The sequence below is a fragment of the Noviherbaspirillum album genome (genome assembly GCF_035916955.1).
In the GTDB taxonomy this organism is placed as follows: domain Bacteria; phylum Pseudomonadota; class Gammaproteobacteria; order Burkholderiales; family Burkholderiaceae_D; genus Noviherbaspirillum; species Noviherbaspirillum album.
The window spans coordinates 35,000-57,161 of record NZ_JAWIIV010000008.1; the positions used below are offsets into that span (position 1 = coordinate 35,000).

Annotated in this window: 22 protein-coding genes; 18 read left to right on the top strand and 4 right to left on the bottom strand. The window is 61.4% G+C overall.

The features are described 5' to 3' along the window. Positions 1–34 precede the first annotated feature (34 nt). From RY831_RS11435 to RY831_RS11470, 8 genes are read left to right on the top strand one after another with little or no spacing between them, the layout of a single operon-like run. The gene (locus RY831_RS11435; RefSeq protein ID WP_326506471.1) at positions 35–1,651 is read left to right on the top strand and encodes an AMP-binding protein; all 1,617 of its coding nucleotides are present in this window, start codon (positions 35–37) and stop codon (positions 1,649–1,651) included. A 59-nt stretch (positions 1,652–1,710) separates the two neighbouring features. Further along, positions 1,711–4,122 (top strand): bifunctional salicylyl-CoA 5-hydroxylase/oxidoreductase, encoded by a 2,412-nt coding sequence (locus tag RY831_RS11440; protein ID WP_326506472.1) that lies wholly within the window; start codon positions 1,711–1,713, stop codon positions 4,120–4,122. After that, a complete protein-coding gene (locus RY831_RS11445) occupies positions 4,119–4,901 on the top strand; it encodes an SDR family NAD(P)-dependent oxidoreductase (protein ID WP_326506473.1) in 783 nt (260 codons plus the stop codon). Before RY831_RS11440 ends, RY831_RS11445 begins: the two co-directional genes overlap by 4 nt. A gap of 10 nt (positions 4,902–4,911) precedes the next feature. Beyond that, positions 4,912–5,496, top strand: coding sequence for a MarR family winged helix-turn-helix transcriptional regulator (locus RY831_RS11450; protein ID WP_326506474.1), 585 nt, complete (start codon positions 4,912–4,914; stop codon positions 5,494–5,496). A 21-nt stretch (positions 5,497–5,517) separates the two neighbouring features. Next, positions 5,518–6,372 (top strand): enoyl-CoA hydratase family protein, encoded by an 855-nt coding sequence (locus RY831_RS11455; protein ID WP_326506475.1) that lies wholly within the window; start codon positions 5,518–5,520, stop codon positions 6,370–6,372. Positions 6,373–6,393: 21 nt separating this feature from the next. Further along, positions 6,394–7,581 carry an acyl-CoA dehydrogenase family protein gene (locus RY831_RS11460; RefSeq protein WP_326506476.1) on the top strand — a complete coding sequence of 396 codons (1,188 nt, stop codon included), beginning with the start codon at positions 6,394–6,396 and terminating at the stop codon, positions 7,579–7,581. After that, the gene (locus RY831_RS11465) at positions 7,578–8,051 is read left to right on the top strand and encodes an acyl-CoA thioesterase (protein ID WP_326506477.1); all 474 of its coding nucleotides are present in this window, start codon (positions 7,578–7,580) and stop codon (positions 8,049–8,051) included. Before RY831_RS11460 ends, RY831_RS11465 begins: the two co-directional genes overlap by 4 nt. Continuing rightward, a complete protein-coding gene (locus tag RY831_RS11470; protein ID WP_326506478.1) occupies positions 8,048–8,440 on the top strand; it encodes a RidA family protein in 393 nt (130 codons plus the stop codon). Before RY831_RS11465 ends, RY831_RS11470 begins: the two co-directional genes overlap by 4 nt. Positions 8,441–8,443: 3 nt before the next feature. On the opposite strand, the gene RY831_RS11475 is transcribed toward RY831_RS11470, so the two are convergent. Genes RY831_RS11475 through RY831_RS11485 form a run of 3 tightly spaced genes read right to left on the bottom strand, consistent with a single transcriptional unit; the run spans position 8,444 to position 10,327 of the window. Further along, a complete protein-coding gene (locus tag RY831_RS11475) occupies positions 8,444–8,959 on the bottom strand; it encodes an SRPBCC family protein (protein WP_326506479.1) in 516 nt (171 codons plus the stop codon). Then, positions 8,943–9,278 carry a saccharopine dehydrogenase family protein gene (locus RY831_RS11480; RefSeq protein ID WP_326506480.1) on the bottom strand — a complete coding sequence of 112 codons (336 nt, stop codon included), beginning with the start codon at positions 9,276–9,278 and terminating at the stop codon, positions 8,943–8,945. Before RY831_RS11480 ends, RY831_RS11475 begins: the two co-directional genes overlap by 17 nt. Then, positions 9,275–10,327: a zinc-binding dehydrogenase gene (locus RY831_RS11485; RefSeq protein WP_326506481.1), complete on the bottom strand. Its 1,053-nt coding sequence runs from the start codon at positions 10,325–10,327 to the stop codon at positions 9,275–9,277. The genes RY831_RS11480 and RY831_RS11485 overlap by 4 nt, the downstream gene beginning before the upstream one ends. A 231-nt stretch (positions 10,328–10,558) precedes the next feature. Between RY831_RS11485 and RY831_RS11490 the strand changes: the two genes are divergently transcribed. The 10 genes from RY831_RS11490 (at position 10,559) to RY831_RS11535 (ending at position 21,299) form a co-directional block, all read left to right on the top strand. Continuing rightward, the gene (locus RY831_RS11490) at positions 10,559–11,860 is read left to right on the top strand and encodes a hypothetical protein (RefSeq protein ID WP_326506482.1); all 1,302 of its coding nucleotides are present in this window, start codon (positions 10,559–10,561) and stop codon (positions 11,858–11,860) included. A gap of 68 nt (positions 11,861–11,928) precedes the next feature. Further along, entirely contained in the window at positions 11,929–12,267 is a 339-nt protein-coding gene (locus RY831_RS11495; RefSeq protein ID WP_326506483.1) for a hypothetical protein, read from the top strand. Beyond that, positions 12,264–12,713, top strand: coding sequence for a hypothetical protein (locus RY831_RS11500; RefSeq protein ID WP_326506484.1), 450 nt, complete (start codon positions 12,264–12,266; stop codon positions 12,711–12,713). The genes RY831_RS11495 and RY831_RS11500 overlap by 4 nt, the downstream gene beginning before the upstream one ends. Beyond that, the gene (locus RY831_RS11505) at positions 12,710–13,018 is read left to right on the top strand and encodes a hypothetical protein (protein ID WP_326506485.1); all 309 of its coding nucleotides are present in this window, start codon (positions 12,710–12,712) and stop codon (positions 13,016–13,018) included. The genes RY831_RS11500 and RY831_RS11505 overlap by 4 nt, the downstream gene beginning before the upstream one ends. Positions 13,019–13,038: 20 nt before the next feature. Further along, a complete protein-coding gene (sctV, locus tag RY831_RS11510) occupies positions 13,039–15,132 on the top strand; it encodes a type III secretion system export apparatus subunit SctV (RefSeq protein ID WP_326506486.1) in 2,094 nt (697 codons plus the stop codon). Between the two features lie 227 nt (positions 15,133–15,359). Next, on the top strand, positions 15,360–16,586 hold the full coding sequence (locus tag RY831_RS11515) for a hypothetical protein (RefSeq protein ID WP_326506487.1): 1,227 nt from the start codon (positions 15,360–15,362) through the stop codon (positions 16,584–16,586). Between the two features lie 243 nt (positions 16,587–16,829). Next, the gene (locus tag RY831_RS11520) at positions 16,830–17,612 is read left to right on the top strand and encodes a 5'-3' exonuclease (RefSeq protein WP_326506488.1); all 783 of its coding nucleotides are present in this window, start codon (positions 16,830–16,832) and stop codon (positions 17,610–17,612) included. Positions 17,613–17,817: 205 nt separating this feature from the next. After that, on the top strand, positions 17,818–18,519 hold the full coding sequence (locus RY831_RS11525) for a hypothetical protein (protein ID WP_326506489.1): 702 nt from the start codon (positions 17,818–17,820) through the stop codon (positions 18,517–18,519). Positions 18,520–19,210: 691 nt separating this feature from the next. Next, the gene (locus tag RY831_RS11530; protein ID WP_326506490.1) at positions 19,211–19,867 is read left to right on the top strand and encodes a hypothetical protein; all 657 of its coding nucleotides are present in this window, start codon (positions 19,211–19,213) and stop codon (positions 19,865–19,867) included. Between the two features lie 700 nt (positions 19,868–20,567). Then, the gene (locus RY831_RS11535; protein ID WP_326506491.1) at positions 20,568–21,299 is read left to right on the top strand and encodes a hypothetical protein; all 732 of its coding nucleotides are present in this window, start codon (positions 20,568–20,570) and stop codon (positions 21,297–21,299) included. Positions 21,300–21,623: 324 nt separating this feature from the next. Here the strand turns inward: RY831_RS11535 and RY831_RS33215 are convergent, their stop codons facing one another. After that, a complete protein-coding gene (locus RY831_RS33215) occupies positions 21,624–22,067 on the bottom strand; it encodes a substrate-binding domain-containing protein (RefSeq protein WP_367576087.1) in 444 nt (147 codons plus the stop codon). Positions 22,068–22,162 lie beyond the last annotated feature (95 nt).

Below are 22,162 nucleotides of genomic sequence, written 5' to 3' on the forward strand. Positions count from 1 at the left end.
CGGCCCCGCACCATGCTGACCATGAGGAGCGCACATGAAGCACACCAAGCAGACGGACAGTTTTGCCGTGGACAGCCTTCCGCCGAAGGAGCAATGGCCCCAGTTCCTGTTTGAATTGCCCGCACTTCATTATCCGGCGCAACTCAACTGCGCTACCGAGTTGCTGGACAAGGCCGTTGCCGCAGGTCTGGGCGGCAAGCCCGCCGTGCGCAGCCGTTCGGAAACCTGGACCTATGCCGAACTGGCCGACAAGGTCAACCGCATCGCAGGCGTGCTGGCCGAGGACATGAAGCTGGTGCCCGGCAGCCGCGTCCTGCTGCGTGGCGCAAATCAGCCGATGATGGCGGCATCGATACTTGCGGTATGGAAGGCGGGATGCATCGCGGTGCCGACCATGCCGCTGCTGCGCGCGCCGGAGCTGGCCGTCATCATCGAGAAAGCGCGCATCGGCGCCGCATTGTGTGCGGACGGGCTGCGTGAGGAAATGGAAAAAGCGCGCGAGCAAGGCGACATCCTCAAGCAGGTGGTGTATTTTGGCGGCAATGCGCAGGACGGGCTGGAACGGCTGATGGAATCGAGGTCCGGCAATTTCGCGGCGGCCGAAACCTCCGCGGAGGACGTCTGCCTGATTGCCTTCACCTCGGGCACCACCGGCAAGCCGAAGGGTACGATGCATTTTCACCGCGACATTCTTGCCGCCTGCGACTGCTTTCCGAAATCCATCCTGCAGGTGCAGCCGGATGACGTATTCATAGGCACGCCGCCGCTGGCGTTCACCTTCGGCCTCGGCGGCCTGCTGCTGTTTCCGCTGCGCGCAGGCGCCACCGCCGTGCTGCTCGAAAAGCTGACGCCGGAGACACTGATGCAGGCGGTGCAGGAATTCCGCACCACCGTATGCTTCACCGCGCCAACCTTCTATCGACAGATGATCGGGTTCGCGGACCGCTACGACATTTCCAGCCTGAAGAAATCCGTTTCCGCCGGCGAAGCCCTGCCCACCGCAACGCGGGATGCCTGGCAGCGCGCTACCGGCATCGAGATGATCGACGGCATCGGTTCGACGGAGATGCTGCACATCTTCATTTCCGCCGCCGGCGCGGACATCCGCCCGGGAGCGGTCGGCAAGCCGGTTCCGGGGTACCAGGCCTGCGTGCTCGACGATGAAGGCCGCCCCTTGGGTCCCGGTGCGGTAGGCCGGCTCGCGGTAAGAGGCCCTACCGGCTGCCGCTACCTGTCGGACCCGCGCCAGGCCGACTATGTGCAGCACGGCTGGAACCTCACCGGCGATGCCTTCGAGATGGATGCAGACGGTTATTTCTGGTACCGGGCGCGCACCGACGACATGATCATCTCGGCCGGTTACAACATCGCCGGTCCCGAAGTGGAAGATGCGCTTCTGAAACATCCCGCCGTTGCCGAATGCGCGGTCATTGGCGCGGCGGACGAGGAGCGCGGCCAGATCGTGAAGGCCTATGTCGTGCTCAGGCCAGGCAATGTGCAGTCGGCCGAACTTACGCGGCAGCTGCAGGATCATGTAAAGCAAAGCATTGCGCCGTACAAATATCCGCGTGCCATCGAATACCGTGATGCCCTGCCGCGCACCGAAACCGGAAAGCTGCAACGCTTCAAGCTGCGCCAGGAAACCAACTGAGAGCAAACTGCAAGACACGGCTGCAATCCGGTCAACCGGGCGGCAAAGGAGGAAGACCCATGAAGATAGTTTGCATCGGCGGCGGACCCGCCGGACTGTATTTCGGCCTGCTGATGAAGAAGAAGGATCCGCGGCATGAGATCACGGTGATAGAACGCAACCGCGCCTACGATACCTTCGGCTGGGGCGTGGTGTTTTCCGACCAGACCCTCGGCAACCTGACTGCGGCCGACGAAGACACCGCGCGCACCATACTGCAGTCCTTCAATCACTGGGATGACATCGAGGTCAATTACAAGGGCAAGACCATCCGTTCCGGCGGCCACGGCTTCTGCGGCATCGGCCGCAAGCGCCTGCTCAACATCCTGCAGGAGCGCTGCGAACAGCTCGGCGTGCGGCTGGTCTTCGAGAACGACGTCGCCGACGACCAGGCGATCGCCGCCGCCTACGACGCCGACCTGGTGATCGCCAGCGACGGGCTCAACAGCCGCATCCGCAACCGCTATGCCGAGACTTTCCGGCCCGAGGTCGAGACGCGCAACTGCCGCTTCGTCTGGCTGGGCACGAAGAAGATGTACGACGCGTTCACCTTCGCCTTCGAACAGACCGAGCATGGCTGGTTCCAGGCGCACATCTACCAGTTCGACGGCGATACCTCGACCTTCATCGTCGAGACGCCGGAAGACACGTGGAAGAAGGCCGGCCTGGACAGGATGAGCCAGGAGGAGGGAATTGCTTTCTGCGAAAAGCTCTTCGCCCGCTACCTCGACGGACATCCGCTGTTGAGCAATGCCAAGCATCTGCGCGGCTCCGCCATCTGGATCAATTTCCCGCGCGTGGTCTGCAACACCTGGGTGCAATGGAACGAAGTGAACGGCAGGCGCGTTCCCGTGGTGCTGATGGGCGACGCCGCGCATACCGCGCATTTCTCGATCGGCTCCGGCACCAAGCTGGCGCTGGAAGACGCGATCGAACTGGCGAACTGCTTCCGCCAGCATGGCAAGGATGGCGAAGCAACGCTGGAGCAGGTGCTGGAGCGCTACCAGCAGCTGCGCTCGGTCGAAGTACTGAAGATACAGAACGCCGCCCGCAATTCCATGGAGTGGTTCGAGAACGTGGACCGCTATTCGCGGCTCGATGCCGAGCAGTTTGCCTACTCGATGCTCACCCGCAGCCAGCGTATCTCGCATGAGAATTTGCGGCTGCGAGATCCCGACTATGTGCGACGCTATGAAGACTGGATCGCGCGGCGCGCCTTCGAGCAGGCCGGTATCGACTATGCCGCGCCGGCCGACGGCAAGAGCATTCCCCCCATGCTCACGCCGTACCGCCTGCGCGGCGCGGTGCTGAAGAACCGCATCGTCGTGTCGCCGATGGCGCAGTACTCGGCCGTGGACGGCACCGTGGGCGACTATCACCTGGTGCACCTCGGCAGCCGTGCCATGGGCGGCGCAGGCATGGTGTTCGCGGAAATGACCTGCGTCTCGGCCGATGCCCGCATCACGCCGGGCTGCCCCGGACTGTATGCGCCCGAGCATACGGCGGCCTGGAAGCGCATCGTCGATTTCGTGCACCAGAGCACCGACGCCAGGATCGCGCTGCAGCTTGGCCATGCCGGCCCCAAGGGATCGACCCGGCTCGGCTGGGACGGCATCGACCTGCCGCTCGACGAAGGCAACTGGCCGCTGGTCGCCGCCTCGGAACAGCAATACATCGAAGGCGTGTCGCAGCGGGCGCGCGCCGCCACGCGCGACGACATGGAACGCATCACCGCCGATTTCGTGCGCGCCACGCAGGCGGCGGCGGAGGCCGGCTTCGACTGGCTGGAACTGCACTGCGCGCATGGCTACCTGTTGTCGAGCTTCATTTCACCCCTGACCAACAGGCGCACCGATGACTTTGGCGGCACGCTCGAAAACCGCTGCCGCTTCCCGCTGGAGGTGTTCGCCGCCATCCGCGCGGTGTGGCCGGAGGACAGGCCGATCAGCGTGCGCATCTCGGCGCACGACTGGGTGGAAGGCGGCATCACGCCGGCCGACGCGGTGCAGATCGCCAGGCTGTTCAAGGAAGCCGGCGCCGACATGATCGACTGCTCGTCGGGACAGGTATCCAAGCAGGAGCAGCCCGTCTTCGGGCGCATGTTCCAGACGCCGTTCTCGGACCGCATCCGCAACGAGGTTGGCATTCCCACAATCGCGGTGGGCGCGATCTATGAAGCCGACCATGCCAACAGCATCATTGCCGCCGGCCGCGCCGACCTGTGCGCAATCGCGCGCCCGCACCTGGCGAACCCGGCCTGGACGCTCAATGAAGCCGCGAAGATCGGCTATACCGGCATCGAATGGCCGAAGCCATACCGCCCCGCGAAGATTCAGCTGGAACGCAATCTCGAACGCGAGCGGCAGATGGCGGCCGCCAGCAGCGGCCTGACGCCGCAGCAGATCGCAGCCCGGCTGATGGAGGGTGCATGACTGCCGGCGAACGTCCGCTGAGCGGCAGGCATGCGCTGGTGACCGGCGGCGGGCGCGGCATCGGCGCCGCGATCGCCCGGGCCTTGCTGGAGCAGGGCGCCGCCGTCAGCCTGCTGGGCCGCGACAGGTCGACGCTGGAAGCGGCGGCGCGGGAAATGTCGGCACTTGGAGAAGTCGCCTGCTTCACCGCCGACGTCGCAGACCCCGATGCCGTCAGTGCGGCATTCACCGACGCGGCGGCGCGCGGCGCGATAGACATCCTGGTCAACAATGCAGGGCAGGCGCATTCCGCGCCCTTCCTCAAGACCGATGCGAAGCTCTGGCGCGACATGCTTTCGGTCAATCTCGAAGGCACTTTCCATTGCACGCAGGCTGCATTGCCCGGCATGCTCGACAAGGGATGGGGACGTATCGTCAATGTCGCCAGCACCGCGGGCCTTACCGGCTATGCCTATGTGTCGGCCTACTGCGCGGCCAAGCATGGCGTAATCGGCCTGACACGCGCGCTGGCGCTGGAGCTTGCCGCCAAGGGCGTCACGGTGAACGCGGTCTGCCCCGGCTATACCGATACCGACATGGTCAGGGAGACGGTGGCCAATATCGTGCAGAAGACGGCGCGCAGCGCGGAACAGGCGCGCGCCGAACTGGCGGCCGGCAATCCGCAGAAGAGGCTGGTGGCTCCGGAAGAAGTTGCCAACGCCGTGGTCTGGCTGTGCCTGCCGCAATCGGCGGCGATGAACGGCCAAGCCATCGCGGTGGCCGGCGGCGAAGTCATGTAAGGAAACATCGATGTCACGCAAATCCATCAGCACCATCGCCGTGCAGGCGCAGCAAGCGGAACGACAAGCGGAACAACAAGCCGAACACGAATCGGCGCAGGTTTTTGACCTGGAAAGCCGGCTCGATAAGGACCACCACGAGGACCATCACCAGTCGCTGCGGCTGTGGCTGCGCATGCTGTCCTGCACGGTGCTGGTCGAAGACCGCATACGCTCTAGGCTGCGCAGCGAATTCGGCATCACCCTGCCGCGCTTCGACCTGATGGCGCAGCTGGAGCGCCATCCCGACGGCTTGCGCATGGGCGAACTGTCGAAGCGGATGATGGTCACCGGCGGCAACATCACCGGCATCACCGACCAGCTGGAACAGGAAAAGCTGGTGGTGCGCGTGCCGGACCCGAACGACCGGCGCGCCTTCAGCGTCAAGCTCACGCCGGCCGGGCGCCGCGCCTTCCGCCGCATGGCGGCCGTGCATGAGGGCTGGATCGAGGAAATGCTGGGCGGCCTGAGCGCCGGCGAGAAAGGCGCGCTGATCGACCTGCTGTCGAAGATCAAGCACCATCTGAACGGCCCTGCGGCCGAGAACCATGAATAGCAAGGAAACAGGGGAACCAACATGCGCTACCTGCAAGGAGAACCACAACAACTGCCCGGCAACCGCAAGTCGCTGGCCGCCTATGCGGCGCGGCACTTCCGCTTCGAGGTGAGGGAAGGCGTCGCGACGCTGACGCTGAATCGCCCCGAGCGGAAGAATCCGCTGACCTTCGAATCCTATGCCGAACTGCGCGACCTGTTCCGCGAGCTGGCGCATGCCGACGACATCAAGGCCGTCGTCATCGCCGGCGCCGGCGAGAACTTCTGCTCGGGCGGCGACGTGCATGACATCATCGGCCCGCTCACCAAGCTCGACATGCCCGGCCTGCTCACCTTCACCCGCATGACCGGCGACCTGGTGAAGGCAATGCGCGCCTGCCCGCAGCCCATCGTCGCCGCCATCGACGGCATCTGCGCCGGCGCCGGCGCCATCCTCGCGCTGGCGTCCGACATGCGCTTCGGCACGGCGCGCAGCAAGACCGCATTCCTGTTCACCCGGGTCGGTCTGGCCGGCTGCGACATGGGCGCCTGCGCGATCCTGCCGCGCATCATCGGACAGGGCCGCGCGTCGGAGCTGCTGTACACCGGCCGCGCCATGGGCGGCGAGGAGGCGGAACGCTGGGGCTTCTTCAACCGTCTCGTCGCGCCTGAAGCGGTGCTCGCCGAAGCGCAGCAGCTTGCCGCCCAGCTTGCAGGCGGCCCGACCTTCGCGCACGGCATGACCAAGAAAATGCTGCACCAGGAATGGAACATGGGCGTGGACGAGGCGATCGAGGCGGAAGCCCAGGCCCAGGCCATCTGCATGGCGACCAACGATTTCCACCGCGCCTATCATGCCTTCGTCGCCAAGCAGAAGCCGGAATTCGAAGGCGATTGAAGATCGAAAACAGGAAAACACATGTCCGATAAAAGCTACCTGAACTGGCCTTTCCTCGACGGCCGCCACCGCGAGCTCGAAGCCTCGCTCGATAGCTGGGCGAGCGAACACGTCGCCCAGCAGCATGAAGCCGATGTGGATGCCGCCTGCCGCGCGCTGGTGCGCAGCCTCGGCGCCGGCGGATGGCTGCGGCATGCGGTCGGCGGAACGGCATTCGGCGGCGCCGGCGAAGCCATCGACACTCGCGCCATATGCCTGATCCGCGAAACGCTGGCGCGTCATTCCGGCCTCGCCGACTTCGCCTTCGCCATGCAGGGCCTGGGCTCGGGCGCAATCACGCTGCACGGCAGCGATGCGCAGAAGCGCCGCTATCTGCCGCGGGTCGCCGCCGGCGAAGCGATCGCCGCATTCGCCCTGTCCGAGCCGGATGCCGGGTCCGACGTCGCCTCCATGCAATGCGCGGCTGAGCAGGAAGGAGACGGCTACGTGCTGCGCGGAGAAAAGACCTGGATCTCGAACGGCGGCATCGCCGATTTCTATGTGGTCTTCGCCCGCACCGGCGAGGCGCCCGGCGCGCGCGGTATTTCCGCATTCATCGTCGATGCCGATGCGCCGGGGCTGGAAATCGCCGAGCGCATCGACGTGATCGCGCCGCATCCGCTGGCGCGGCTGCGCTTCGCCGATTGCCGCATTCCGGCGTCGAGCCGGCTGGGCGCGGCCGGCGAGGGTTTCAAGGTGGCCATGGCCACGCTCGACATTTTCCGCACCTCGGTCGCCGCGGCCGCGCTCGGCTTCGCCCGGCGCGCGCTCGACGAAGCCCTGCACCGCGCCGGCACGCGCAGCATGTTCGGCCAGGTGCTTGCGGATTTCCAGCTCACCCAGGCCAAGCTGGCGCAGATGGCCACCGGCATCGATGCGGCGGCGCTGCTCACCTACCGTGCCGCCTGGCAGCGCGACCAGGGCGAGCGCGTCACCAAGGAAGCGGCCATGGCGAAGATGACGGCGACCGAAACCGCTCAGCAGGTGATCGACGCGGCGGTGCAGATGTTCGGCGGGCTGGGCGTGGTCAGCGAACAGCCGGTCGAGCGCCTGTATCGCGAGATCCGCGCGCTGCGCATCTACGAGGGCGCGACCGAAGTCCAGCAGCTCATCATCGCGCGCGAACTGCTGCGCCAGGCTGCAAACAGCAATGCAAAGGCGGCGGCATGATGAACGGCATGCCTGGCGGCGAGAGCTTCCGCAGGTATATACCGGTGCGTTTTGGCGACTGCGACCCCGCCGGCATCGTGTTTTATCCCCGCTATTTCGAAATGTTCAACAACCTGGTGGAAGACTGGTGCGCGCAGGAGCTCGGCGTCGGCTTCCGCGACATGCACCTGGCACAGCATTGGGGCGTGCCGACCGTGCACCTGGAGACCGACTTCGTCGCGCCGAGCGAACTGGGCGAAGTCCTCCAGGCCCGCCTGCAGGTGCGCAGGATCGGCGGAAGCTCGCTGCATGTCGCGATACAGCTGTGCGGCCCCGACGACGGCGAACGCGTTCGCGCGAAACTCGTGCTGGCCGCCATGGACTTGCGCGAACGTCGCGCGATACCGCTGCCGCCGGAATTCGCCAGGAAGGCTTCCCGCTTCCTGGTAGCAGCCGCAGATGACAATCAAGAACAGAAAGGAACAGCATGAACATCCTGCAACCACCGGACTGGGCGCGCCCGAAAGGTTATGCGAACGGCATCGCCGCCAGGGGCAAGATGGTGTTTGTCAGCGGCATGATCGGATGGGACAAGGAATGCCGCTTCCAGACCGCGGACTTCGCCGGCCAGGTGCGCCAGGCGCTGCAGAATGTGGTCGATGTCCTGCGCGAAGCCGATGCCAAGCCGGAGCATATCGTGCGCATGACCTGGTATGTGGTGGACAAGCAGGAATACGTCGGCGCCTACAAGGAAATCGGCGAAGCCTACCGCGACATCATCGGGCGCCATTATCCGGCGATGACGGCGGTGCAGGTCACCGCGCTGGTCGAAGACCAGGCCCGGGTCGAGATCGAAGTGACCGCCGTCGTTCCGGACTGAAGGTCATCCCTGCTCCGCATCCTTTGCGGATGCATGCTGCCAGCGCACGATCTCGTCGGCATGCGCCGCCAGAAAAGCCTGCAGGCGATGGAAGCGCCGCGTCGTCTGGCGGTCGAACAGGCGTTTCACCACAGGCTCGATCAGCCATCTGAGGAAAGGCGGCCCCGCCTCGAAGGTGTAGGTGTACACCATCACGGACCGGCCTTCCCGGCCGGGCCGGTGCTTCATCGATGCCGCCCAGCTCCGGAATGGAAATGAGCGACCGACCATCGCGGCGGCTGCGAGCCGAGGCCTTTCGAATGACACGAAGCGGGTCGACATCGCCAGTCCGCGCATCCAGCCGCCGCCGGTGTTCTCGGTGACCGCGCCGACATAGGGGCAGGGCGCGCCGTCGGTCACATGCGTATCGCTGACCAGCGAATCCCAGCGCAGGCGCCAGCAATGGTAGTGAAAGGCATCGAATACCACCTCGGCGGGCGCCGGCATGTCGAATTCGAAACGCTCATGCGCCATCGGCATGCCTCTCGTGCGCGATATGCGTCTTCATGCCCCAGCGTTCGAATTCCGGCATGAAGTCCGGCAGCGCCAGCCAGCCCATCGCCACATGCGCGCCGGACGCGGCCAGGCTGCCGCCGGCGATGCGTTCTGCCAGGAGGATCGCGGCCATGCAGGGTATCTCCGGGCCGTGGTTGTTGCCGGCGGCGATGTGCCAGGACCGCCGCGCGGCGCGCTGCGCATCGCGCCCGGACACTACCAGTTCGAACCCGGGCCGCTGCGCAAGCGCCCGGCAGATGCGTTCGCCGAAATTGCCGTAACCGCCAGGTACGATGGTTTTCAATCCTGTGGCCCTTCCCCGCCGTCGATCGCGATTGCGACCTTGCCGAACTGCCTGCCGGCTTCGAGATGATCCAGCGCGGCATGGATATCATCCAGCCGGTAGCGCGCCGAAACGATGGGTTGCAGCGCGTTGCTTTCGACGAAGCGCAGCAGATCGGCGAATTCACCGAGGCTGCCCAGGGTCGATCCGAAGATCTGCAACTGGCGGATGAATACCCGGCGCAGGTCGGCTCCGGGCTGGTCGCCCGTGGTCGCGCCGCAGGTCACCAGGCGTCCGCCGCGCACCAGCGACTTGAGCGCGCTCGACCATGCGGCCTGGCCGACGTTTTCGATCACGACATCGACGCCGCGTCCGCCGGTCAGCGCGAGCACCGCCTTGGCGACATCCTGCTCGCCGGCGTTGATCGCGTGGTCGGCGCCGGCTTCCAGTGCGCGCTTGAGCTTGCCGTCGTCGCGCGAAGTGACGATGGCTTTTGCGCCGGCCATCTTCGCCAGTTGCAGCGCCGCCAGCGACACGCCGCCGCCCACGCCGAAAATCAGTACCGTTTCCCAGGGCTTGAGCTGCGCCTTGGAAAACAGCATGCGCCAGGCGGTGAGATAGGTCACGCCGAGCGCGGCGGCCTGCGCATGATCGAGATGGGATGGCATGGCAAAGACGTTGGCTGCGGGCAGCGCGACATATTCCGCCAGTGTGCCGTCGCGGTGTTCGCCCAGGTAGCTGACCGCAGTGCACAGCACGATATCGCCGCGCAGGCAGAATTCGCAGCGGCCGCAGCCGATGGCCGGATGCAGCACCACCTGCTGCCCGGGCGCGAGCAGCCTCTCCCCGGCATCCACTTCTTCCACGATGCCCATGCCGTCCAGTCCCAGGATCTGCGGCAGCCGGTGCGTGATGCCGGCGCCGCTGTCGCGCATGTACAGGTCGACGCGGTTGAGCGTGGCCCAGCGCATGCGCACCAGGACTTCGCCGGGCCGCCGGACCGGGTCCGGCCGTTCGGCGATGGAAACCACTTCATTGCCGCCATGGCCGGTCAGGAATGCCGCTTTCATCTTGCCTCCACAATGTTGTGTCTCCGGAAAGGATACTACGCCCGCAGGCCCCCCAGCGAAAGCTTTCCCGAGCGGCCGGCGCGGCTGAGTGGCGAAAGGCATGCAAGGGTTCCATCTCCGCCCCTGATCATGAATTTCTTTTTACCTGAAGGCGGCGCCAAGCCGCAGGCCGCCATAAAAATTGCCGTATGGAACCATGTTCTTTCAGCCTGCCACAGATTGAACATGAACATGTCTGTCAAATCCCCCTTCCAGCAACCTCCTTCGTCCCACGGCATGCATCCGGTCAAGGATGGACACCATGTGCCGGATGCCGCCGCCTTGAAGGCTGCTATCGGGAAGGGTGCCGAAGCGTTGGGCGCGATGCAGCTGACTTCGCACGCCGCCTTTCATGAACTCGCCGGCATGGTGCACGGCCGTGAGGCGCATGCGCGCCAGGCCAGGCAGCCGCAGCCGGGCGGCGCCACGCAGAACCAGCAGCGAAGCAACAATGTGCCGGCACGCGGGGCCGTCCGCCAGCGCGGCCCGCAGCCTCCGGCAGACGCAAAGGCCGGACAGGGTGAGGAAAGTTTGCTCGACAAGGCCGCCAGCAGCATTCTGAGCCGGCTCAAGAACGGAGACAGTTCCGACAACCTGCAACAGGACTTGAGGGATCAGCACGATCCGCTGGAGCGTTATCGGCTGTTCGAAAAGGCGCTGAAGAAGCTCGACGAAGAAGAACAGTCCGATGAAGACAAGGCACCGCCGCGCAAGCAGTTGCTCCGATTGCTCGGCGACCTCGACAAGGAGCATGGTGCGGCGATCCGCGAAGGGCTGGAAGCGACCGGCGACATGCATGCGCTGCTGCGCTCGCTGGGAGAGGCATCCGTCAATGCGGTGCGCGGATGGTTCGGCACGGCCAGGACGGGAAACACCTTCGGCCCGCCGTCGGCGATCGATCTAGCCACCCGGCTCCGGGACACGTTCGGCGCCGGCGAGTTTGCCGACGCGCTCTCGCAGCTGGGCCAGAAGATTACGAAGAACCTGTCCGTCCGAAGCCAGCGTGTCGCCGGCGAGCCGCCGCTGATGGCGTTGCCGGACACCCGGGCATTCACCACCGTGAAAAGCTGCCATGCAAAGGCGAAAGAATTGATGAGGGACCTTGCCGAACTCAATGTCGTATTGCGCGACGGCCAGGGATCGGTGGATCTGGCCATCACGCTGATGAGAATGGCTGGCGGCGGCAGGGAGCATGCCGTGGAACTGGCCGACTCCATCATCGACTTGAAGTCGCTGTCCGACCGTCGCCAGAGCCATGCCTGGAACAGCATTCGCAAGGCGTTGGCGGACCTGCCGCCGTCGGTGTGGCCGCAGGATGCCGGCGTCATGGGAGCGGTACTGGCCGAGTTCAGCGACAAGGTTCGGGAACTGGATGCGAAGTTGCCTCCTGCTTCTGTTCCCGCGGAACAGAAGCGGGAGGCCGAGCTGCGCGAAAAGAACACGGAGCGCATGCAGGGCACCACGACCCGCCCCACGGTCCGCTCCAGGGGATGAGCGGATGGGCAAGGCAAGGGCATCCGTACCGAAATAACAAGCAATAACAAGCAAACAGGGACGTGAGCATGGAAAACATATTGGCGCAAATGATCAGAGCGGCCTTCCTGGAAAATGCCGTCGCCCGGCAGGACCTCACCAACGGCCGGCAACTGCTGGTCTACCCGATGGGAAGTGCGGCGCTGATCGGCCTGGGCAGAAGCGCCGGGGAGTCATCCGCCGGTTGGCTGGAAGACCTGCTGCGGCGGCGCAGCGGCGACATGCCCCGCATGGGCGCCTGGTTGCCGGCGATGCTGGCGGACGGAAGCGTCTATGTCCTGCGACGCATCGCCGGCATCGATCCTGGCGGTGACACGGCGCCACTGTCGGCCGAAGACCTGCACGCCGCCGAGGAGCTGTTGTCGTGAGCGCCGTCGCCGGTAACACCGTCCGCCGCGGCGGCGGAGCAGGGGCGCCCGCCGATTCGGTTGGCATCTACAGTATTCCCGAGCAGTTCGAGGTTCCCTCGGTATCGCTGCTGCAGCTGGAACCGGCGGAAGCCAAGCTGTCGATGCCGCCGGAGCGGAGCGACTCCGACGCAGGTCCGATCAGTGCGCTGACGCGCTTCATCGGCGATGCGCTCACCGTGGCCAATCCCGCATGGAGCGGCGACCCGGTGCACACCATGCGCGGCCTGCAGAAAAGGCTGGTGGAGCATTCTCTCACCCTCGATGAAAAGCAGCGCGCCCCCTGCCTGGCGGCGATCGCCGTCGTCGAGGATGCGGTGCAATGGCGTTTGCGGCTGCAACAGATGCGAATGAACGAAGTGGAACGCGAAATCGAACTGCAGGCAAGAAAGGTGAAAGCGGCATGAGAACCAAGAAGAAGCGGCAGATCTATGCCGATCCGGAATTGACGCTGGCCATCGGCCTCATCTGGGGGCACCTGAACACCCGCCAGGTGGAAGATGCCTATGACCTCGCGCGCGGCTGCATCCAGCTCTGGCCGGAGGACACCCGGTTGCGCCTGATGTATGCCTATGCCGCGGTGGAACTGCTGAAGCCGCTGGATGAGCAGACCCGGACCGCGCTCGAACAGAGCCAGTGCAAGGAGTGGGTTCTGCTCGTCAAGCGCCGGGAAGAACTCCAGGCCAAGCATGCCGCCGGCGGAAACGCCTGAAACCCGACCAGGACGTTTTCATGTTGCTCAACCTTGTCATCAAGCTCAACAAGTTCGCCAATCAGGCCGCAAAGCGCGCCGAACTGGCGGCTGCCGGCGTGGTGATCGCCATCGTGCTCATGCTGGTGCTGCCGATGCCGGTGTGGCTGCTCGACATCCTCATCGCGTTCAATCTTTGCGCGGCCGGCCTGATGGTCGTGGTGTCGATGTACATGCCGGGGCCGACCGCGTTTTCCACCTTTCCCGCGGTACTGCTGCTCACCACGCTGTTCCGCCTTGCAATCGAAGTCGCGACCACGCGCCTGATCCTGCTCGAAGCCTATGCCGGACATATCGTGGAAACCTTCGGCAATTTCGTGGTCGGAGGCAACCTCGTCGTGGGCATGGTGGTGTTCCTGATCCTGACCGCGGTGCAGTTCATCGTCATCACCAAGGGTTCGGAGCGCGTCTCGGAAGTGGCCGCGCGCTTCTCGCTGGACGCGATGCCCGGCAAGCAGATGTCAATCGACAGCGACCTGCGCTCCGGTCTCCTCACCGCCGAAGACGCCAAGCGCAAGCGCGCCGAACTGAGCAAGGAGAGCCAGCTGCACGGCGCGATGGACGGCGCGATGAAGTTCGTCAAGGGCGACGCCATCGCAGGCATCCTGATCGTCGCGGTCAATCTCATCGGCGGCGTTGCCATCGGCGTCCTGCAGCGCGGCATGACCGCCGGCGAGGCGATCCAGGTGTACTCCATCCTGACCATCGGCGATGCGCTGATCGCGCAGATTCCCGCTTTGCTGATTTCCCTGTCCGCCGGCATGATCACCACCCGAGTGAGCGACGACGGCGACGAAAAGGAAGGCGAGGAAACCAATATCGGCCAGGCCATCGTCGGCGAACTGTTCGGCCGTCCCAAGGCGCTGCTGACCTCGGCCTTCATCATGCTGCTGTTCGGTATCATTCCAGGCATGCCGCTTGCCGTTTTCGGCCTGCTGGCCCTGGGGCTTGCGATTGCCGGCGCGGTCGGCATGCTCAAGCCGCTGGCCGACGCGGAAATGAACAAGCGTGCCGCCGTGGAGGAATCCAAGAATGCGCGCATAGTTGATCTCACCGCATTCGCCGCCACTCGCCCCTTCGTGGTGCGCTACTCGACCGCACTATCGAACAGCATGGCAGTACCGGCGATCACCACGGCGGTTCGGCTCATGCGCAACGCGGTTCTGGAAAGCAAGGGCATTCCCGACCTGCAGCCCATCGACTTCGAATTCCACGACTCCGTGCCCGAGGGACGGGTTTATTTCATGATGTCGGAAGTGCCGCTGATCGATGTCGAGATCCGCTTCGGCGAGGTGGCGGTCGTCGAAACGGTGGAACGGATGCGCGAACTCGGCTTCGATGCCGTCGAGGAAAACATCAGCGGCACCCGCCGCCACCGCGTCTGGGTCAAGATTTCCGAGGCCGAAAACCTGCAGGCCGCGGGAATCAAGTTCATGCCGTGGGAAAACGTGTTCGCCGCCGACGTCGAAGTCGAGATGCTGCGCAACTGCCAGATGTTCGTCGGCGTGCACGAGGTGCAGCGCTTCCTGCGCTGGGCCGACCGCCGCTTTCCGGAGCTCGGCAAGGAAGTCACCAAGACCGTCACCCTGCCGCGCCTGTCGGAAGTGGTGCAGCGCCTGGCGCGCGAAGGCGTTTCGCTGCGCAACGCGCGCCTGATGCTGGAAACGGTGCTGGAATGGGCGCCGAAGGAGCGCGACGCCGATGTGATCGCCGACTACGTCCGGCTTGCCTTCAAGCGCCAGCTTTGCCATGAGGTGGCGCGTGACGGCCTGATCGAAGTGGTGCTGCTGTCGCCTGAAGTCGAAGAACAGCTGCGCGAAGCGATGCGCCAGACCAGCCAGGGCACGTATCTCGACCTCTCGCCGGAAATCGAGCAGGCCTTCCTTGACCGGCTCGGCGAACTGGCCGGCACCGGAGGCACCCCGGCACTGCCCCCGGTCCTGGTCACGGCGGCGGATATCCGCCGCTCGGTACGCAAACTCATAGAGGAGGAATTCTTTGCGGTGCCAGTGTTCGCGTTTTCCGAGCTGACCCAACATGCGCGGGTACAGCCGGTGGGCATGATTGAACTGTAACGGAATGCGGATAAAGAGTAGGTGCGGCCGGGGAAAAACCCGATGACGGAGGCATCGTGGCGACCGGGAACTAAGCAGTGTACGGCACCACTCACCATTAAGCTCATGACATGGGGCCGACCTGAATTTTGATTTCCCGAGCAGGCGCGGATCGCCACGCGGCCAGCCGGTTTTGTTCCGCAAACTTTGCATCTGTTCAGAGACATCACACATCACAAGAGGAAATCGTGAACATACCCACTACGTCGAATTTCAATATTCCGCCGCAGATCGTGATCACCACGAATCCGCCCGTATCGAACTTCAGCAAATCGTCGCAGCACCCGAACGACATCAATATTTACTTGAACAACTGCAGTTGCCCGCCACCGGGATCACCCACTACTTCGTCCTCATCAAATTCGACAAGCGGACTTCTCGATCTGCTCTATTCGCTGCTGTCGTATTTGACTGGCAATCAGTACGGCGGCGGCGGAGGTGGTGGCGGTGGCGGTGGCGGCGGTGGTGGCGGACATGGCGACGACGATGCTCATCACCATCATCACCACCACCATCACTATCATGGCGGCCACGGTAACGGTAACAGTTACAGTAACGGCAACGGCAACGGCAACGGCAACGGCAACGGCAACGGCAACGGCAATGGCAATGGCAATGGCAATGGCAATAGCAATAGCAATAGCAACGGCGTCGGCTATTCGGCCGCGGTGGTAGAAAACACCAATAACAATAACAATAACAATAACAACACCAATAACAATAACAACACCAATAACAACAATACCAATAACACCACCGATCCAGGTACGAAACCCCGGAGCTTCGAAGATGCGAAGACAGCAGCCCTTGAAAGATTCGGCGGCACGAATGGCTTGGTAGATTATATTAAGAAGCAAAGCGGCACTACGGACACCTACATTACTCCCAATCACGTTCGCATGGCCATGGACCTGGAGAAAGATCCTGTCAAGAAGGCCGACCTGAAATACTTTTTCGATTATTTCGGCGATATCGACAAGACGAAGGGGCAGCGATATGGTGCTAATGCCAGGGGCACGGACGGCTTGATTGGTGCGACCGACATTGAGAAATATTTTGGATGGAATGGCGATCTTGGAAGACAAAACAACCCGAATGCGCCAGTGGACTTCGAGAATTCCAAAACCAGACTGAGAGATCTGTTCGGAGGCCCGAATGGCGTGGTGAAATACATCAAGGAGAAGAGCGGCGCCACGGGCGAGTGGCTTAGACCCGAGGATGTTCGCAGCGCCGCTGACTTGGAAAAAGATCCGGCTAAGAAAGCTCTTCTGCAATACTACGCTGATCATTTCGGCGACATCGATAAATCGAAGGGGCAGCGACACGGCGTTGATAAAGGTGCCAATGGTACGGACGGGTTGATTGGCTCCGGCGATATCGAGCAGTACTACGATTGGCCGGCCAGTAACCTCTAAGCTGTCGGGCCAGATGGCGACGTCGGCGATACTGATCGTCTGCCGGGATATGCGCAGGCAGACCAGTCCGGCATGCCTGCGCTAGCGGTTCCCGCTCCGCGGAACGCCATTCCCCGAGTCGCCCTTCCAATACATCCTGAAGTTTGCAGGCAGCCGGCATGAACGCGGCTGCCTGCGTCCGTTTTCGGGTGCGGACAACGTATCCTGTGAAGTGGCACCGCCTGATGCGCTAAACTGCCCGTCATGCACAAGCTCCTCGCCATCGATGGCCTGAACATTGTCCGCCGGGTTTATGAGGCCAGCCCGGAACCGGACTCCGCGCACAAGGCGGAGACCGCCGTCAGGAATTCCATCGCCTCGTTCCAGCGCCTGCTGACCACGCACCGGCCAACCCATGCGCTGGCCGCCTTCGACCACGGCGGCGCGACCTGGCGCCATGCCCTCCATCCCGACTACCGGAAGAACGCCGCCTCCACGCCCGAGGCCCTGCGCGGGGAACTGCCGCATCTGTACGAGGCTCTCGCCGACATGGGCCTGATGGTGGTATCGGTGCCGGAGGTCGAAGCCGACGACGTGATCGCCACCGTGGTGCTGCGCTGGCTGGGCGAAGGCAGGGGGCAGGCCATCGTCGCCTCCACCGACAAGGACCTGCATGTGCTGATCGAACAGGGTGCGGTACTGTGGGACCATTTCAAGTCGGAGGCGCACGACCGCGCCTGGGTGGAGCAGCGCTTCGGCGTGGGGCCGGACATGCTGGCCGACTTCCTTGCCCTGGTCGGCGACAGGGCGCACGGCGTTCCCGGCGTGCAGAAGGTCGGCGAAAAGACGGCGGCCAGGCTGCTGCAGTCCTACCGGACGCTCGAAGGCGTGATGAACGGCGCCGGCATTCTCAAGGACGCGCTCGGCGAGCGGCTGCGCAAGGACCGGGACAATGCCTTCCTGTCGCGCGAGCTCGTGACATTGAAGACCGATGTGCGGGTGGGCGTGACCTGGAACATGCTGGTCTGGCGCCACGACATGGCATAGCCCCTTTGTCGCGCCTGGGCCGAACCTGTCGACTCTGATCTCTCCCGGTCATGGAGGTCCTGCAACGCTTGCGGACCCGGCCCGGAACTCATCTGCGCTGCCGGCCACTCACAACCATATGAGCCATTGGCTCGGCTGTCATTTTCCGCTACGCGTTCAACCGAGGTCGGCGTCAATCCCAACCCGCAAATTAAAGGAGAGCATCATGTCTGATCCAGTCACCCGCAAGACCCATAACTATGACCCGAACAATTTCAAGGTGCCGGAATTCAGGAAGGATAAGGACGGCAAGCTTGATCCCACGGATTATCAGGCTGCAGTGGGGTTGAAGGACTTCATGCAGAGGAACAACGTGTTGTTTGTCAACGGAGACCACCAATGGGAGGCGAACAGTAAGGGCACGGTGACCTTCGGGGACCGGGTCGTTCAGCTGAACGACCAGGAGAAGGCGATGTTCAAGAAGCTGTCGGATGGCCTACTTGACAGGCTGGATGCCGGCGATAACGGGACTCATGATAACGTGGTCGGCGGAAAAGATATTGACAAAGCCATTAGGAATTCATGGATACTGCATGGTAACAAGACGTCGTCAGAGGGGTATTGGACGGATCCAAACAAGTCGGTATCAACGACGAAGCAGCAGGCTAAAGAGCGTCTGGTGGAGTTGATGGAAAAAGGCCATGGAGCGAGAGATCCTAAGGGAGAACAAACATTCAGCAGTGGCACGATTGAAAGTGCGGTCAATCGTCAAAGATTAGCGGATCTGAAGAAGAATGAATTCGATAAATATCTTGATGATCCTACAGCGGTTCAAGGATTTGTGTTGTTGCATAAAGATTTCCATAACGTTGATACTGACAAGAATGGCAACCTGACTTTAGAAGAACTCAAGAATTGGAAAGTCTAATGGTGCGAGTTATAAATTTGTAGGTCAAATGCGGACGAGGATCGCGCCGATACTGCGTCAAAAATGCTCGCAAAATGCTTACAAGGGCGCGGCCTTGCTGTGCCTTTCTCCCTGCCTCAACACGATTTCGCCCCATTTGTCTTCAACAAATTTCCAGCTCACCCTACTAGGGCGCTTAACGAAGTAAACGAAATATCGTCATCTGCGAAAGTTGAAAGTATCGACAGCAGGCGATTTGGCATGACGCGGATTCAACTTGGAAGTGCAACTTGAAGAACTAATACCAATCCCAAGTCATTCCATGACATGAGATCGCGTCTTTTTCCGTCTGGCCGTGTTGCGCTCGTCATCCATAGCCCGCTATGGATTCCTGATCCGCACCTCGGCCTCGCCAGGCGAAAAAATTCTTCGATCTCATTTGTCATGTTATGACTTGGGATTGGTATAAGGCGGAAGGCAAAATGCGGTAGCATCCGCACCCCAAGACCGCCAGGTCTCAATTGCCCGGAACGCGCTACACACCTCTCACCCAAGAGGAGCGATCCCGGTTTTACCTACGGATGAAAGCCCGGAACTCATCTGCGCCGCCGGCCACTCACAACCATATGAGCCATTGGCTCGCCCGCCTTGTCCTCTGCCTGCTCAACCGTGGCTGGGGTTAATTTCGACTTGCCAATTCAAGGAGCGCAACATGCCTGATCCCGTCACCCGCAAGACCCATAACTATGACCCGGACAATTTCAAGGTGCCCGAATTCAGGAAGGATAAGAACGGCAAGCTTGATCCGACGGATTATCAGGCTGCGGTGGGGTTGAAGGACTTCATGCAGAGGAATGACGTGTTGTTTATCAACGGTGATCACCACTGGGAGGCGAACAATAAAGGGACGGTGACCTTCGGCGACAAGGTCGTTCAGCTAAACGATAAAGAGAAGGCGATGTTCAAGAAGCTGTCGGATGGCCTATTTAGAAGGCTGGATGCCGGCGATAATGGGACCCATGATGGTGTAGTCGGCGGAAAAGATATTGATACGGCTATTAAGACTCCATGGAAGCTGCATGGTCAATCTACGTCGAAAGAGGGGTATTGGACGGATCCGGCAGAATCACTCTCAATAACAGAGCAGCAAGCCAAAGAAAGAATACAAGCGTTCTATAAAGAGCGTGGTGGCGGTTTGTATCTACGAAAATTTGAATGGATAGCTAATGTAAGTGGAACGGACGACCTCAAGACCGGCGACCCCACATTGGTTCAAGCAGCTGTGATGTTCCTTAAACATTCAGATAAGGTTGATGCTGATAAAGATGGGTATATCAGTTATACGGAAATCAGAAACTGGAAAATCTAGCTCGTCTAACGAAATGAACGAAGCACTCTCATCTGCAAAATTTTAAAGTATCGACTGCAGGCGATTTGGCATGATAGAAAGTTGAGGAGGGCCTGTGGAAACAGTCCAGCCAAAGCTGCCGGTCAAGTGACGCAACGTCGGTCTTGAGCGCAAGATACTCGACGAGCGACGGCTATTGAGCAGCATCTTTTCGTATCGGGGCTTCCTTGGAAATTAGTCTGTCGGACACGCCCATCATTCCAGACATCAAGTCATGTCAAAAGCGATGAGGATTCTTTCGATACGTCGATAGCTTTGCATCATCTCCCAATCCGGGCACGCTGGCGCGTGCAGCGTTATTAAATACGCCTCGCCACAAGCCCTGCCTTCTGTCGTCATTCCCGTCATTCCCGTCATTCCCAGCCTGCCGGAAACGCTTTCTCCACGCCCGAAGCCCTGCGCGAGGAAATGCCGCACCTGTAGGAGACCCTCGCCGGCATACGCCTGAAGGTGGTGTCGGTACCGGAAGTCGAAGCTGACGACGTCGCTTTGAATCTCTCCTGGTCATGGCGTGCCTGCAATGCTCGCTGGCCTGACCCGGAACTCATATGCGCCGCGCGCCACTCACAACCATAAGTGCTGATGGTTCAGCTGTCATTCGCCTCCACGCGTTCAACCGGGGACGGCGTCGATCCCGACCCGCAAGTTAAAGGAGAACATCATGTCCGATCCCGTTACCCGCAAGACGTCTAACTATGACCCAAACAATTTCAAGGTGCCGGAATTCAGGAAGAATAAGGACGGCAAGCTTGACCCGACGGATTATCAGGCGGCAGTGGCGTTGAAGGATTTCATGCAGAGGAATGACATGTTGTTTTTCAACGAAGACCAACTCAAGGAGGGAAATGAAAAAGGCACGGTGGCCAACGGCGACCGGGCCATTCAGCTGAATGATAAAGAGAAGGCGATGTTTAAGAAGCTGTCGGATGGTCTATTTAATAGGCTGGATGCCGGCGATAATGATACTCATGATGGTGTGGTCGGCGGAAGAGATATTGACAAGTCTATTAAGACTTCATGGAAGCTACATGGTGACAAGACGTCGGAAGAGGGGTATTGGAAGGATCCAACAGCGTCACTATCAATGACGCCGCATCAGGCTAAAGAGCATTTGTTGAAGTATATGGACGAAAATAAGGACAATCATCTAGTCCCGTATTATTCAAGCAAGGATAATAAAGTAATCAGCCGTGAAATCCTTGAGAATGCAATCAATTTTCATAAGTTCGAGACTCGTTTTAAAGATGGTATAGACGACCCTGAAGTGATTCAAGCATTAATATTGTTACGCAAAGACTTTGATAAAGTTAATATCGGCGATAGTGAAAATCTTAATTCAGGAGGAGATGAGTTTTTTCTTACTTTAGAAGAAATTAAGAAGTGGAAAGTCTAGTGAGTCTAACGAAGTGAACGAAATACTGTCATCTGCGAAAGTTGAAAGTATCCACCGCAGGCGATACGGCATGAAAATAAGTTAAGGAGAAACTGTAAAGCAGTCAGGTCACAGCTATCGATCAAGCGGCGCAACTGCGGCCTCGAGCGCACGCCGCTTGACGAGCAACGGCAGTTGAGCGGCGTTTCGTTGCCCCGGTGCTTCTTAAAAAATCCATGCTGGACACGTCCATCATTTTCAGGCATCAAGTCATACCGAAAGCGATCAGGTGTTGCTTTCGCTACGTCGATAGCTTTATATGATCTGCCAATGCACGCATGTCATTTAATGCGAACACGCAGGCGCGTGTGCCGTTATCAAAGGCGCCTCGTCACAAGCCCAGCCTTCTGTCGTCATTTCCGTCATTCCTGTTTCCCCCGGCCTGCCGCAAACGCTTCTTCCACGCCGGTCACCCTGCCCGCCGCCGAGGCATCGTATCCCTTCAGCTCCGATACCGCGGCCAGAAAAGCCTCCGAGCGCAATAGACCGACGGCCGTCGTTACCGTCGGCAGATCGAGCGCCTTCTTCTTGACCGCGAAGAAGTAGCGCTCCTCTGCCAGCGGAATGAAGCCCGAAGCGCGCCGCCGCCGTCTCCACCCCGAATCCGGCATCGGCCATGCCGCCGGCGATATAGGCAGCCACCGCCGCATGGGTGAATTCCGCTGTTTCAAAGCCATTGATGCCATGCGCTGGCATTGCATCTTTCTTCAGCATCAGCTCGAGCAGCATGCGCGTGCCCGTCTCCGAGCCGCCCTGGTCCCTCTAAGTCATGGCGGGCCGGCCAATGCATGCTGACCTGAGCCGGAACTCATCTGCGCCGCCGG